10 protein-coding genes are annotated in these 15,337 nt (G+C 39.5%); all 10 read left to right on the top strand.

What is annotated here, in order from left to right; all coding sequences use genetic code 11:
* The first annotated feature begins 11 nt into the window (after window positions 1-11).
* The 10 genes from cysI (at window position 12) to NSS60_RS08715 (ending at window position 15,138) form a co-directional block, all read left to right on the top strand.
* Window positions 12-1,727, top strand: a complete 1,716-nt coding sequence (gene cysI / locus NSS60_RS08760; RefSeq protein WP_340720785.1) for an assimilatory sulfite reductase (NADPH) hemoprotein subunit — start codon at window positions 12-14, stop codon at window positions 1,725-1,727.
* 111 nt (window positions 1,728-1,838) lie between these two features.
* Window positions 1,839-2,156, top strand: a complete 318-nt coding sequence (locus NSS60_RS08755) for a YbjQ family protein (RefSeq protein ID WP_004890888.1) — start codon at window positions 1,839-1,841, stop codon at window positions 2,154-2,156.
* A 555-nt stretch (window positions 2,157-2,711) separates the two neighbouring features.
* Window positions 2,712-3,284 (top strand): NYN domain-containing protein, encoded by a 573-nt coding sequence (locus NSS60_RS08750; protein ID WP_035019232.1) that lies wholly within the window; start codon window positions 2,712-2,714, stop codon window positions 3,282-3,284.
* A gap of 60 nt (window positions 3,285-3,344) precedes the next feature.
* Entirely contained in the window at window positions 3,345-3,629 is a 285-nt protein-coding gene (locus tag NSS60_RS08745) for a type II toxin-antitoxin system HicB family antitoxin (RefSeq protein WP_004890881.1), read from the top strand.
* A gap of 279 nt (window positions 3,630-3,908) precedes the next feature.
* On the top strand, window positions 3,909-6,779 hold the full coding sequence (locus tag NSS60_RS08740; protein ID WP_004890877.1) for an SNF2-related protein: 2,871 nt from the start codon (window positions 3,909-3,911) through the stop codon (window positions 6,777-6,779).
* Window positions 6,780-6,796: 17 nt separating this feature from the next.
* On the top strand, window positions 6,797-8,395 hold the full coding sequence (locus NSS60_RS08735) for a site-specific DNA-methyltransferase (protein ID WP_340720784.1): 1,599 nt from the start codon (window positions 6,797-6,799) through the stop codon (window positions 8,393-8,395).
* 12 nt (window positions 8,396-8,407) lie between these two features.
* Window positions 8,408-11,077: a DEAD/DEAH box helicase gene (locus NSS60_RS08730; protein ID WP_340720783.1), complete on the top strand. Its 2,670-nt coding sequence runs from the start codon at window positions 8,408-8,410 to the stop codon at window positions 11,075-11,077.
* A 148-nt stretch (window positions 11,078-11,225) separates the two neighbouring features.
* Window positions 11,226-13,130, top strand: coding sequence for an ATP-binding protein (locus NSS60_RS08725; RefSeq protein ID WP_035018706.1), 1,905 nt, complete (start codon window positions 11,226-11,228; stop codon window positions 13,128-13,130).
* A gap of 163 nt (window positions 13,131-13,293) precedes the next feature.
* A complete protein-coding gene (locus NSS60_RS08720) occupies window positions 13,294-13,611 on the top strand; it encodes a YbjQ family protein (protein ID WP_004890869.1) in 318 nt (105 codons plus the stop codon).
* Window positions 13,612-13,815: 204 nt separating this feature from the next.
* Window positions 13,816-15,138 carry a radical SAM/SPASM domain-containing protein gene (locus NSS60_RS08715; protein WP_340720782.1) on the top strand — a complete coding sequence of 441 codons (1,323 nt, stop codon included), beginning with the start codon at window positions 13,816-13,818 and terminating at the stop codon, window positions 15,136-15,138.
* Window positions 15,139-15,337: the final 199 nt, after the last annotated feature.

Below are 15,337 nucleotides of genomic sequence, written 5' to 3'. Positions count from 1 at the left end.
GGGGGATATGAATGGAAAAGTTTGTATTAACACCACCAGATGGACCACCGAGCGATGTTGAGCGCATTAAACGGGAGAGCAACTATTTGCGCGGCACGTTAAAAGAAACGATGGAAGATCGCATTACTGCCGGTATTCCAGAAGATGATAACCGGTTAATGAAATTTCATGGCAGTTATTTACAAGATGATCGTGATTTAAGAGCAGAGCGGCAAAAACAGAAGTTAGAACCTGCATATCAATTTATGATTCGCGTTCGTACGCCAGGCGGAGTAGCAACACCAGAACAGTGGCTTGTGATGGATGAACTAGCAAGAAAATACGCCAACGGGACATTAAAGCTTACGACACGACAAGCGTTTCAGTTTCATGGTGTATTGAAATGGAATATGAAAAAAACGCTTCAAGCGATTAATGATGCCCTACTTACAACGTTGGCGGCATGTGGTGACGTGAACCGGAATGTTATGTGCAATCCGAATCCGTATCAGTCAGAAGTACATGTGGAAGTGTATGAATGGGCGAAAAGGTTAAGTGACCATTTATTGCCACAAACAAGGGCGTATTACGAAATTTGGTTGGATGAAGAAAAAGTAGCCGGTACACCAGAAATAGAGCAAGAGCCGATTTACGGACCGCTTTACTTGCCACGGAAATTTAAAATCGGCATTGCCGTCCCACCGTCAAACGATGTCGATGTGTTTTCGCAAGACCTTGGTTTTATTGCGATTGTCGAACAAGGAAAGCTCGTTGGTTTTAATGTAGCGATCGGTGGGGGGATGGGAATGACGCATGGCGATCGTACGACATATCCACAGCTAGCAAAGGTGATCGGTTTTTGTAAACCTGAACAAGTTATTGATGTCGCCGAAAAAGTTGTCACGATTCAGCGTGACTATGGGAATCGTTCTGTGCGCAAACATGCTCGATTTAAATACACGATCGATCGCCTCGGCCTAGAAGCAGTGAAGGCTGAGCTAGAGAACCGCCTTGGATGGAAGCTAGAGGAAGCGCGCCCATATCATTTCGAGCATAACGGCGATCGCTACGGCTGGGTTGAAGGGGTAAACGGGACGTGGCATTTTACCCTATTTGTCGAAGGTGGTCGGGTGAAAGATACAGATGATTATCCGTTAATGACAGGCTTGCGAGAAATTGCAAAAGTGCATACAGGGGACTTTCGCTTAACAGCTAATCAAAACTTAGTCATTGCGAACGTGCCAAGCGAGAAAAAAGAAGAAATTGATACGCTTATTAAGCAATACAAATTAACAGATGGGAAACATTATAGTGCTCTTCGCCGTAACTCGCTCGCCTGTGTGGCGTTGCCAACATGCGGATTAGCGATGGCGGAAGCGGAACGTTATTTGCCAAAGCTGCTTGATAAAATTGAAGAAATTGTTGAAGAAAACGGCCTTCGCGATGAGGAAATAACGATTCGTATGACGGGCTGTCCGAACGGCTGTGCCCGTCATGTGCTTGGAGAAATTGCGTTTATCGGCAAATCCGTCGGTAAATATAATATGTATCTCGGTGCGGCGTTTGACGGCAGTCGTCTTGGAAAATTGTATCGAGAAAATATCGGAGAAAAAGAAATTTTATCCGAACTTCGTACGCTCTTTTCTCGGTATGCGAAAGAACGCCTCCCTGGCGAACGTTTTGGCGACTTCGTTATTCGTGCGGGCATTGTGAAAGAAACGACAGATGGAAGGAACTTTCATGACTAAACAAATCGGCTTCCTGTTTGGGAGCCGATTCGTTTTTGGAGAAAGGATGATTTTAAACGGTGGAGAATATAATAAAGGAGTTCATTTTATTTATAGAAAGGGGTAATTGACATGATCGTTACAACAACAAATAGCATTGAAGGAAAGCAAATTGAGCAATACCTCGGTTTAGTGTCTGGTGAGGTGATTTTAGGGGCTAACGTCGTACGCGATTTTTTAGCGAGCATTACAGACATTATCGGTGGACGAAGTGGAACGTATGAAAGCAAGTTAGCTGAAGGACGGGACATGGCTGTAGAAGAAATGGTAAAAAAAGCGCGCAATATGGGAGCAAACGCGGTCGTTGGCGTCGATCTTGATTTTGAAACGTTGCGCGATGGCATGATGATGTGCATTGCGACAGGTACAGCGGTGAAAGTGAAGGAATAGGGAATGTGAGAAGAAGCGGAATCGGCTTCTTCTCTTTTAATTAAGGTAAGAAAACATTCTTGTTAGAAAGGTTTTCGGGGACTTGAAAGAAAAAAGCTCTCTTGGTATGAAGAGGGGGTGCCGATGGAAGGTTGACCCTAACATCAGACGTACACAAAATTGCGAAATTGAACACTTGTGGTGAAGAACCTTTGTTTTTTTCTCGTGTATGCATGGCTTGGGGTGTCATGAATGATTGACAATACCGACGTAATATATAAAAATCACACAAAGCGTTCAGAAGAACAGGCAGTCATCGCCCTTGGTGGAGATGCGGGAGTGAAAGCCCGCCTGAAGTTTTGTGAATGAAGTCGATCCATAGCGGGAGGGGCTATAGATTTTTGTTTTACCACTATGCAATAGGCGAGCTCGTTACGTGACAAGGATGGTGTGTGTTGCCATTGTCGTGTTTTTGTTGTATAATTGTGCATAGAATAAACGCTGTCGTTCGTATGGATGGCAGGTCAAGAAGGGAGCGGCATCGTGTCGCTCCTTTTGTTTTTCATGTGGGGAGGGATGTTTTTGTATTCACGAATCGCCTTATTTATTGATGGCGGGTATCTTGACAACGTATTGAAATGGCATGGAAAAACAAAAATTGATTATGGTAAGCTTGCTGCAGCTATGGCTAACGACCACTTGCTTCTGAGAACGTACTACTATCACTGTCTCCCTTATCAATCTCCAAATCCATCTTCAGAGGAAAAAGAGTATTTTTCCAATGCTCAAAGTTTTTTCAAAAGATTGAACAGGCTAGAAGGCTTCACTGTTCGAGAAGGAAAACTTGCATTCCGCGGTATTGATGATCGCGGTTTCCCTGTGTTCGAGCAAAAGCGTGTCGATGTTATGCTAGCGACAGACTTAGTTATGCATAGTACGAAAAAACTGATTACGCATGCAGCTCTTTTAACAGGGGATAGTGACTTTTTGCCAGCGTTGCAAATTGCACAATCAGAAGGAGTGCATATTACTCTCTATTATTCTGATGAAAGCGACGACATTCGCCCGCATGATGAACTGTTGGATATTGTAGATGATCGGAGGTTGATCAATAAGGAGTTCATCCATAGCATTCAAAGAGGATCATGACATAGTGTATTACATTGGTCATTGAAACGAATCTATGCTCCAATAGAGAGGAAAGTGTATATGAAAAAAGACCGCTATATTTATCCGGCTATTTTCGATGATGGCAGTGACGGAATATCTGTGGAATTTCCTGATCTTCCTGGATGTTTCACGTGTGGCGATACAGAAGAAGAAGCGCTGCAAATGGCAAAAGAAGCGTTAGCATTGCATTTATACGGATTAGAACAGGAGAATGAAGTCATTCCGAATCCTTCAAAATTGTCGGACATTCCATACAAAAATAATAAAACCGTTGTCTTTATTGAAGTATGGATGCCGACTTTTCGACACGAAATGGAAGCTTAGCTATAAAAAAGACGTTAACGATTCCAAAATGGCTTGATGATTTAGTGGAAGAACAGTATGTGAACGATTCGCAAGTTCTGCAAGATGCATGAAAGAAGTATTTACGTATTTACGAGAGTGAAATGCCCTCTTCCTTGACAATGAGGGAGGGGGCTTGTAGTATTTTTAAAAATGATAAATATAGAAATGTCATGTTTTGTCGAATGTCTGTTCTTGTAAAATAATGTCGGGTATAATAAGACATAGATAGTTTGTTCGGATATATAGGGGGTTTTTGTAGTGACAACGCCATACCAAAGCCAATATTTTGCTTACGAGCTAACCCGGCAACATTCTTCACGTTCAATCGGTCGGTTAAGTCAGTCACTAATTAACGCGACAGTTGATTTAAACCCTCATCAGGTAGAGGCGGCTTTATTCGCTTTTCGAGCCCCGCTTGAGAGAGGAGCGATTTTAGCCGATGAAGTAGGATTAGGAAAAACGATTGAAGCAGGGCTCATTATTAGCCAATTATGGGCAGAACGAAAGCGCAATATCCTTATTATTGTACCGCCACCACTAAGGAAGCAGTGGAATCAAGAACTTTGGGAGAAATTTTATATTCCGTCGATCATTTTGGAAAGTAAAAACTTTAATGAAATGGTGCGTTCAGGTCATCGCAACCCTTTCTTGCAGCAAGATCAAATTGTCATTACTTCCTACCAATATGCACGAAATAAAGCGGATATGTTACGAAAAGTAAACTGGGATTTAATTGTTTTCGATGAAGCCCACCGGATGAGAAATGTATATAAAAAATCAAACAAAATTGGCAGAGCTTTGCGTACAGCGACTGCTGGATGCCCGAAAATTTTACTTACCGCTACACCATTGCAAAATTCATTAATGGAATTATATGGATTAATTAGTTTTATCGACCCACATATTTTCGGGGATGAAACGACATTCCGGCGCCAGTTTGCGCGCGGGGCGAAAGAAATGTCGGATGCGGATTTTCTCGATTTGAAACGACGCATTAAACCTGTTTGCCACCGGACGTTGCGGCGGCAAGTGACGGAGTATGTGAACTATACGCAACGTATCCCGATTACGCAAGAGTTTATGCCGACGAACAATGAATGGGAATTGTACGAAAAAGTATCGGCGTATTTGCAGCGGGAACAACTTTTTGCGTTGCCGACAAGCCAGCGGGCGCTAATGACGTTAGTTGTCCGCAAATTGCTCGCTTCTTCTTCGTTTGCGATTTCTGACACACTGCATTCTCTCATCAAACGATTGGATCAATTATTGATCGAGCTAGAGCGGGGTAAGCTTGAGACGGCGGCAGGATGTTTTGACGTTTACGAAGATGTTGATGAATTCAACGAAACAATGGAAGAGTGGGAAGAAGAACAATCAGCACATAGTATTGACTTATCGCTCAATGAAATGAAGCGGCTCATCTTACAGGAAAAACAAGAATTAGAACAATACTATGCGCTAGCGAAATCGATTCGTGAAAACTCAAAGGCAGAAGCGTTGTTAATCGCTCTCGAAAAAGGATTTGAGAAATTAAAAATGATAGGCGCGAATGAAAAAGCAGTTATTTTTACCGAATCACGCCGAACGCAAGCGTATTTGCGCGAATTTCTTGAACGCAATGGGTATGCAGGGAAAATCGTATTATTTAATGGGAAAAATGAAGATGAACAGTCAAAACAAATTTATGCACAGTGGCTAGAAAAACATCAGCACAGCGACAAAATAACTGGCTCAAAAACAGCGGATATGCGGGCAGCTCTTGTAGAGTATTTTAAAGAGCAGGCATCGATTATGATTGCAACAGAATCAGCATCAGAAGGAATTAACCTGCAATTTTGCAGCTTAGTTGTGAACTATGATTTGCCATGGAATCCGCAGCGGATTGAACAGCGGATCGGTCGCTGCCACCGTTACGGCCAAACGCATGATGTTGTCGTGATTAACTTTTTAAACCACAAAAATGAAGCGGATAAAAAAGTGTATGAAATTCTTTCTGAAAAGTTCCGGCTGTTTGAGGGAGTTTTTGGCTCTTCGGATGAGGTGCTAGGCGCGCTTGAATCCGGTGTCGATTTTGAAAAGCGAATTCAACAAATTTATCAAACATGCCGCACAGCCGAGGAAATCGAGCAAGCATTTAAACATTTGCAAGCAGAGCTAGATGAGCAAATTCAACTGAAAATGAAAGAAACTCGTATGCACTTGTTAGAGAATTTCGACGATGAAGTGCGGGAGAAGCTACGAGATCATTACCATCAAACAAATTTGCATCTCAATCGGATGGAGCGCTATCTCTGGGGTTTGTCTAAGTATGAAGGTGCAAAAGAAGCGATATTTGATGATGAAACGTTAAGCTTTACGAAAGATGATGAAACGTACCAAATGATATCGCAAGCGAAAAAACAAGATCGTTCAAACGTCCATCATTATCGTTTTTCCCATCCATTGGCGCAAAAATGGATCGAACAGGCAAAAAGCCGCCAGCTTATCCCAAAAGAAATTACTTTCCGCTATTCAGATTATGAGGGAAAAGTGACGATTTTGGAACAATTGATTGGGAAAGAAGGATGGTTGTCGTTAGATTTGCTTCATGTTCAATCGTTGGAAAACGAGCAGCATTTTATTTTTTCAGCAATTGATTTAGAAGGGGAGCAACTTGATCAAGAAATTTGTGAAAAAATGTTTGAGTTGCCTGCTGTGGAAGGAGAAGAAATCGAACTTTCCGAATCAATCGGAAATACGCTTCAGCGTATTAGCGAAGCACAGCAACAATCGATTTTAAATGACATTATGGAGCGGACATCCACTTATCTCGACGCGGAATTAGAAAAATTGGAAAAATGGTCACAAGACTTGAAAAATAAGCTCGAAAAAGATATAGATGAAGTGACGGTGGAAATTGAACATTTGAAGCGGGAAGCGAAACTAACCCGCAATCTTGCCGAAAAGCTAGAAATGAACAAGCAAATTAAAGAGCTGGAAAAAAAGCGAAATGAAATGCGGCGAAGTCTTTATGACCAGCAAGATGAAATCGATGAACAAAAAGATCGGCTGTTTGAAGAAATCGAGAAAAAACTCGAACAACGAACCAAGACAGAGCATCTTTTTACAATCAAATGGAGAATCGTATAGCAACAGGAGGGAGTACATTGGCACAAAAACTAGAGTTAACGTGGATTGGCAAAGGCGAACAGCCAAAGCTCGAACCGCGTATTCTTCTTGAAGATCCGGAACTTTCTTATCACGCGAAAGAACGGGTAACAGAAAATGATATTTTCGATAATCGGTTGATTTTTGGGGACAACTTGCTGGCGCTGAAAGCATTGGAGCAAGAATTTACAGGGAAGATTAAGTGCATTTACATCGATCCGCCGTATAATACAGGAAACGCGTTTGAACATTATGATGATGGATTGGAGCATAGTATTTGGTTAACATTGATGAAACAACGTTTAGAGTTGTTGAAAACGCTTCTATCAGAGGAAGGTAGTATCTGGATTAGTATAGATGATGATGAGGGACATTATCTTAAAGTAATGGGTGATGAGATTTTTGGGCGCTCAAATTTTGTAGCCACTTGTGTATGGCATAAAAAACATACAAGAAGTAATGACACAAGATGGTTTTCGGATAATCATGATTTTATATTAGTTTGGGCTAAGAACAAAAACGTTTGGAGACCAAATCTATTACCGAGAACAGAGGAGAGCTTAAAAGGGTATGCGAATCCAGATAATGATTCGCGAGGACCTTGGACATCTGGTCCTTGTCATGCCAAAACACCTAACCCAAAGGATATATATCCTATTACTACGCCATCTGGGCGTGAAGTTTGGCCACCTCCAGGGACAAGTTGGAGATTTTCAAAAGAGAAATTTAAAGAATTAATCGATGATAATAGGATTTGGTTTGGAAAAGACGGAAATAATATTCCACGCTTTAAAAGATTTCTTTCTGATGTTCAAGACGGCTTTGTACCAACAACCTTGTGGTTTAGAGATGAGGTTGGAGATAATCAAGAAGCCAAAAAAGAAGTGAAATCATTTAATAACCAAGATGTATTTGCAACTCCAAAACCCGAACGTTTAATACAACGAATTATTCATTTAGCAACTAACGAAGGCGACTGGGTTCTTGATTCTTTTGCCGGCTCTGGTACGACTGGGGCGGTGGCGCATAAGATGGGGCGACGTTGGATTATGATTGAGCTTGGCGAACATTGCCATACGCATATTATTCCACGGATGAAGCGAGTGATTGATGGAACGGATCAAGGCGGAATTAGTAAAGCTGTCAATTGGCAAGGCGGCGGCGGTTTCCGCTATTATAAACTAGCACCAAGCTTATTAAAGAAAGACAAATTCGGCAATTGGATTATCAACCCAGAATATAATGCCGAAATGCTTGCGGAAGCGATGTGTAAACATGAGGGATTTACGTACAATCCAGACCCGCACGTCTTTTGGAAACAAGGTCAATCGACAGAAAATGATTTTATTTTCACAACAACGCAGCTTGTCACTCACCAAATGGTCGCTGGCATTGTAGAACAAATGAAAGAAAATGAAACGCTGTTAATTTGCTGCAAGGCATACAATGTCAATGTCGATGAATTTCCGCAAATCACCATTAAAAAATTGCCGCAAGCAATTTTAAATAAATGCGAATTTGGCCGTGATGATTACAGCTTGAATGTCAATAATTTGCCAATGAAAGAAAGAGAACCAGAACAATTGGAGCTATTTTAGGGGGAAGAGGTCATGAATCGTATCGTTAACGCTATTTCATCCCGTCTTAGCCTGCGCAAACCACAGAAAGAGTCGTTAGAAATTCTTGCCGAAGTGATTGAGCACTTCGGCTTAAATAAACAAAACGATCCCCAATCATTACAAGAGAAGTTATCTGCTGTTAACGCGAACTTTCCAAGCGTAACAGATTTTGAACGCGAATTTCCTTCGCTCTGCTTTGCTTTGGCAACAGGCGTCGGGAAAACACGGCTGATGGGGGCGTTTATTGCTTATTTACATATGGCGAAAGGAATTCGCAACTTTTTTGTGTTAGCACCGAACTTAACGATTTATGAAAAATTAATCCAAGATTTTACACCAAATACACCAAAGTATGTATTTAAGGGGCTTTCATCGTTCGCAAATAAACAGCCAAATATTATTACAGGGGATAACTATGAACAACAAGCCCTCTTTTTAGAAGATCCTCTAGCTGTAAATATTAATATTTTCAATATATCTAAGATTAACAGCGAAGTAAGGGGAGGAAAATCGCCGCGTATTAAACGGTTAAGCGAATATTTAGGACAAAGCTATTACGATTACTTAAAATCGCTTCCTGACCTTGTGCTTCTAATGGACGAATCGCACCGTTATCGCGCAACGGCAGGGGTAAAAGCAATTAACGAATTAAATCCGATTCTTGGTTTGGAATTAACTGCGACCCCGCAAGTCGAGAGCGGAAGCAAAACGATTCCGTTTAAAAACGTGATTTACAGCTATCCTCTTTATAAAGCGATGGAAGATGGGTATGTAAAAGAACCTGCTGTTGCAACGAGGGAAAACTTTAATCCAGAGAAATTAAATCAGGATCAGTTAGAGCGTTTAAAACTTGAAGACGGCGTTCGAGTTCATGAGGAAACAAAACTAGAATTAGAACTATATGCTCGTGAAAACAACGAAAAATTAGTTAAGCCGTTTATTCTTGTTGTGGCTCAAGATACGAAACACGCAGAAGATCTCATGAATATGATGGAAAGCGACGACTTTTTTGAAGGACGTTATAAAGGAAAAGTCATTACCGTTCATTCCAATCAGCGTGGGGAAGAAAAAGATGAAACAATTAAAGAACTGTTAGCGCTTGAAGATCCTCATTCAAAAGTAGAAATTGTTATCCATGTGAATATGTTAAAGGAAGGCTGGGACGTCACAAATTTATATACGATTATTCCGCTTCGAGCGGCAAATTCAAAAACGTTAGTTGAACAATCGATTGGTCGCGGTCTTCGTCTTCCGTATGGAAAACGTACAGGTGTGCCGGCAGTTGATCGTTTAACGATTATTGCCCATGATAAATTCCAAGAAATTATTGATGAAGCGAACAACCCTAATTCTGTTATCCGCCGTGGTGTTGTCATTGGTCGTGATATAGCGCAGACAGAGAAGAAAATCGTTGTTGTGGAATCAAAAGTAGAGGCTACGCTTATTGAACAACTTGTTGGTGAAAATAAACCCGTTACTCCTGAGGAAGAAAAGAAAATTGAACTGAAGAAAAGTATGGCAGAAACTGTGGTGAAAACGATTGCAAATAAGCAAACGTTGTATAGTTCCAAACAATTAAAAGACCCTTCAGTCCAGCAACAGATCATTCATGAAGTCAATGAGCTTTACGCATCGTCTCAGTTGTCCTTATTTGAAGAGGAGTCGCAAAAAATAGTGGAAAACATGGTGGCAAAGGCGGTTGAGTTAATTCCTGATTTGTCCATTGAAATTCCAAGGGTGATTTTACAACCGACGGGCGACATTTCATGGGGGTATTACGATTTTGATTTAGATTGTAGTGCGATTCCGAAATTGCAACCAGTTGCGGAAAATATTTTAATTGAGCATTTACGTACTCATGAACGGGAATTATTACAAATCAAAAAAGACGTCCAAGGAACAGAAGAGCATTTAGAAAATTATATTGTGTTTCATCTCATAGATTATCCGAACATTTCGTATGATGACCATGCGGAATTGTTATATAAACTATCAGGACAACTCATTGATTATCTTCGTAGTTATTTGAAAGAGGATGATGTAAAAAATGTTGTTATTTACAATGCACAACGACTAGCTCAACTTATTTATGTACAAATGAAAGCACATTATTATGAAGAGCAAACGAATTATGAAGTGATTGTTCGGGTAGGATTCGACACATTAAAGAGCAACGTAGTAACCGTCGATGCTGATGAAGAAGTGCGCGATTTTCGCCAACCTATTACGAATAAATCCTCGATTCGTGGCATGTGCTTTGGCGGCTTTACAAAATGCTTATATCGAACGCAAAAATTCGAGTCCGACGCAGAACGAAAATTCGCTACCATTTGTGAAAGCGATCCATCCGTTTTAAAATGGCTGAAACCAACGCAAAACCATATCAAAATTTACTACAACCAGACAAAGGCATACATTCCAGACTTTATTGTTGAAACGATTGACAAAATGTATATATGTGAGATCAAAGCGGCCAATAAAATCGAAGACGATAAAGAAGTCAAAGCGAAAGCGAAAGCAGCGATCACTTGGTGCCAACACGCCTCCAACCACGCCCGCGAAAACAACGGGAAAGAATGGATATACTTGCTAATCCCACACGATGATGTTGATTCGAATAAGACGATAAAAGGGTTGGAGGCACTATATAGACAAAATTAGCGAAGAAAGATACAGCTCAGCCATCCATTTACGACAGAAGTTGCTAAAACTTCTGTCTTTTTTTGTTTTTAACGACAGAATTCGACAGATTTTTTTGTGGAATTTATTTAAGATAAGGGTGGATGCTTGTGAGGGGAGGTTTCAGAATATGAAATTACATAGTCTCTATTTAAAGAATTTTCGAGGATATAGGGAGGAAATGATAGATTTTTCTGAGGGTATGAATGTTATTATCGGCAAAAACGATATTGGTAAATCGACAATTATGGAAGCATTAGAAATATTTTTTAACGGTGAGAATAAGGATGCTCTAGTGAAACTAGAGGTAGAAGATTGTAATGTAAATAGTACAGAGAAAGTTATAGAAATAGGCGCATGCTTTACATTCGAAGAAGAGGAAATTACAGTAATAGACTCTTCTAATCCGACATCCCTGAAAGATGAGTATTTATTAAATAAAGACGGATTACTAGAAATTAAAAAAATTTGGGATTGCTCTAAAGATAAAATAACAGCTTCAAGTTTAAAGGTTTATTTAGTAGCACACTATCCAAAAGGAATTGATAAACCTTTGATTACTCTGAAGCAAGAGGAGTTAAGAAGAGAGTTGCGTAACATTGCTGAAGAGATTGATAATTATGATTTAGTTAATAAAAATAAAAACGCAGAAATGAGAAAGGCATTATATAAATATTTGGTAAATGAAAAGACTGAATTTGAAACAAGGTTTATTGAAATTCAAAAAATTGATAAGGATAGTAAAGATATTTGGGAGAAAATCAAATCAAATTTACCATTATATTTTTTATTTCAGTCAGATCGGAGTAACTCTGACAATGATAGTGAAGTGCAAAATCCTCTTAAAATTGCCACGAAAAAAGCATTAGCGGAGATGGAAGATCGATTAAACACTGTTGTAAAAGAAGTTGATGAAAAGGTTTCGACTATTGCAGAAAATACTATTAATAAATTAAAAGATTTCAATGGTCAAATTGCAAATAGGCTAAAAACTAAGCTTAATCATAAACCTTGGGATTCCTTATTCTCTTTCCAACTAGAAAGTGACGATGGTATTGCATTAAATAAGCGGGGAAGTGGTATTAGGAGATTAATTCTTATAAGTTATTTTCGTGCTGAAGCGGAAAGAATTGCGGAAGAAAGAAATAATAAGAATATTATCTATGCAATAGAAGAGCCTGAAACTTCTCAACACCCAAACTTTCAAAGGATGATTATTGACTCGCTCCTAAAAATTAGTTCGGATGATAAGCATCAAGTTATTATCACAACTCATACACCAGAAATTGCAAAAATGGTAAATTTGGATAGTTTGATTTTTATAAGTAAAGATGAATATGGTCCTAAAATAGTGAGAGAAGAAGAAGAAAAGCTGAAGGGGATAGTCAAATCACTAGGAATTTTACCAACTATTGAATCAAAGGTAGTTATTTGCGTTGAAGGGGAAAATGATATTAACTTTATAAGAAATATTAATCAAGCTATTGATGATTTCAAAAGTATAATAGATTTAGAAAAAGCCAATATAAGCATGATTGGAATGAAAGGGAGTAACCTAGTAAACTGGGTAAATAGAAACTATTTAAAAAATTCAAATGTTATTGAGTTTCATCTCTATGACAATGATAGGGAGGATTATAGAAAAACAATAGAGGAGATTAAAGCTAATAATGATGGAAGAAGGTTTGGAGAAATAACTTCAAAACGCGAAATGGAAAATTATATTCCACCAGAATTGATTGAAGAAGAGTTTGGTATAAATTTAGACTTAGAAAAAATGAATTGGGATAATGTAGATGTACCAAAGCTTTTGGTAAGTAAAATTATGCAACGTATCAAATGTTCCAAGAAAAGAGAAGAAGCTATAAAAGGGTGCTTGAATGGACAGCTTTCTAAGAAAATTACAAAAGAACATTTAATCTATTGCAATAGCTATGAAGAAATAAAATCATGGTTTGAACAAGTAGCGTATTTATACAATAAAAATTGGTATGAACAGCTTCTTCAATCTCCTACAACTTCTTTAAACAATTAATATTTATGTTCGAGAGGATAGTGTTACTGTTCGCCTATCGAGTACGGTACCTCTGCATTGCGATCCAAAAAGTAGATAATATAAAATCGGTTTGGTTTCGGTGCCTGTCACCTGTCGACGATAAAGGGGCAAATTTTATTTTTTATAGAAAGGAGTTATTCACATGATCGTTACAACAACAAATAGCATTGAAGGAAAGCAAATTGAGCAATACCTCGGTTTAGTGTCTGGTGAGGTGATTTTAGGGGCTAACGTCGTACGCGATTTTTTAGCGAGCATTACAGACATTATCGGTGGGCGAAGTGGAACATACGAAAGCAAGTTAGCTGAAGGTCGAGACATGGCTGTAGAAGAAATGGTAAAAAAAGCGCGCAATATGGGAGCAAATGCAGTAATTGGTGTCGATCTTGATTTTGAAACGTTGCGCGATGGCATGATGATGTGCATTGCGACAGGTACAGCGGTGAAAGTGAAGGAATAGGAAATTTTGGGGAGAAGCCAAGTCGGCTTCTTTTTTCTTTTTTACGGTTGAGCGTGTATTCAAAATTTCGTTGAGAAACTGACATACAATGTTCAATGATGAACGAATTCTAAAGTGCATATATTTTTTACAATAAAGATTGTGATACATTCAACAGAATAAAGAGACGTTTTTCGTTAAAATGAGGCGAGGAGAGTGAGTGAGATGAGGTGGGTTCCTTCACGATTTAATGCAATCTCGCATACAGATTCAGGTGAAATGATCATTTACAATAGTTATACAGGTGCCATTGTGGCAGTTGATGAACAAGAAAAGTCTGAAGTATTGTATGCATTACGCAAGGGGATAGGCGATGAACGGGCTGATATCTTTCAAACGCTTGTACAATGTGGATTTTTAGTTCCAAACCAAACGGATGAAAGACGGCGAGCGCAATTTTTACATGCTTCCATGCATCGAACAGATGTCATGCATCTTATTATTTTACCGACTGAAGCATGTAATTTTCGCTGTACATATTGTTATCAGGACTTTGCCCGCGGACATATGAAACGGGAAATCATTGAAGGGTTGAAACGTTTTTTAGAACAAAATATGGCACGGTTACGACATTTAACGGTTAGTTGGTTCGGTGGAGAACCGTTATTGGCGCTTCACATTATTCAAGAATTAAGTGAATGGATCATTTCGTTAGCGGAGAGATATGGTGTAACGTATGAAGCGGACATCTCGACAAACGGTTACTATTTATCAAAAGAAACGCTGCAACAACTGTTACGTTATCACGTCCGTCGCTTTATGATTACCATCGATGGAGCAGAAAGGATCCATGATGCCCGTCGTTTTCTAGCGGATGGACAAGGTACGTATCATACAATCATGCAACATTTACGGGATATTCGTACGTTACACGACTCATTTGATATTTATCTTCGTCTGAACTTTGATGAGGCAAACATCGATCATGTTCCATCATTCCTTGCCGACTTAGCACACGAATTTGCAGGGGATGCTCGTTTTCAATTGTTTTGCCGTCCAGTTGGAAGATGGGGTGGAAAAAATGATGAACATTTGCCGATCTGTGATGATCGCACAGCTGAAAGGAAAATATGGGAATTGACTGAACAGGCTGTAAAACAAGGGATTTCGATGAGTAAGATTATTGAGTCGATGCTTACACCTGGAGGGGCGGTTTGTTATGCAGCTAAGCCCCATTCCTTGGTAATCGGAACAGACGGACAGTTGTATAAATGTACGTGTTTTTTAAATGAGCCATATAATCATGTTGGTAAACTTCATACAGATGGAACGATACATATTGACTATGATCGTTTTGCATTGTGGGTGACGTCGGGCGAAGAACAAGATGAAACGTGCCAGTCTTGTTTTTTTCGACCAGCTTGCCAAGGGAATCATTGCCCGCAGTATCGAATTAGGAAAGGTAAACGTCCTTGTCCGTATGAAAAAAGAAAAATAAAACAAGTATTGCGACTTATTTACCGACAGGAGAAGGAGGTGATCCGATGAAAATTGTACGGCCAGCTGTTTCCCCAACAGCAACTTCAGCTTCAGGACGGTTGTCTAAATCTGTACCGGGCAACTTGAAATAATGGGGAATCAAGGTTTTCCTTGGTTCCTTTTTGTATATTGACTCATGTATAAAAAAGGGATATGATGCAATTAGAAATTTGTCTAAATATCTAATTTTTTTTGAGTGATATTTAGA

Source organism: Anoxybacillus sp. FSL W8-0382, assembly GCF_038003845.1.
In the GTDB taxonomy this organism is placed as follows: Bacteria; Bacillota; Bacilli; order Bacillales; family Anoxybacillaceae; genus Anoxybacillus; species Anoxybacillus flavithermus_G.
This window is presented reverse-complemented; position numbering and strand designations above follow the sequence as displayed.

Excerpts from the sequence above, each read along its gene's own strand:
- cysI (WP_340720785.1), top strand. The coding sequence starts at position 12 with ATGGAAAAGTTTGTATTAACACCACCAGATGGACCACCGAGCGATGTT.
- NSS60_RS08755 (WP_004890888.1), top strand. The coding sequence starts at position 1,839 with ATGATCGTTACAACAACAAATAGCATTGAAGGAAAGCAAATTGAGCAA.
- NSS60_RS08750 (WP_035019232.1), top strand. The coding sequence starts at position 2,712 with ATGTTTTTGTATTCACGAATCGCCTTATTTATTGATGGCGGGTATCTT.
- NSS60_RS08745 (WP_004890881.1), top strand. The coding sequence starts at position 3,345 with ATGAAAAAAGACCGCTATATTTATCCGGCTATTTTCGATGATGGCAGT.
- NSS60_RS08730 (WP_340720783.1), top strand. The coding sequence starts at position 8,408 with ATGAATCGTATCGTTAACGCTATTTCATCCCGTCTTAGCCTGCGCAAA.
- NSS60_RS08725 (WP_035018706.1), top strand. The coding sequence starts at position 11,226 with ATGAAATTACATAGTCTCTATTTAAAGAATTTTCGAGGATATAGGGAG.
- NSS60_RS08720 (WP_004890869.1), top strand. The coding sequence starts at position 13,294 with ATGATCGTTACAACAACAAATAGCATTGAAGGAAAGCAAATTGAGCAA.
- NSS60_RS08715 (WP_340720782.1), top strand. The coding sequence starts at position 13,816 with ATGAGGTGGGTTCCTTCACGATTTAATGCAATCTCGCATACAGATTCA.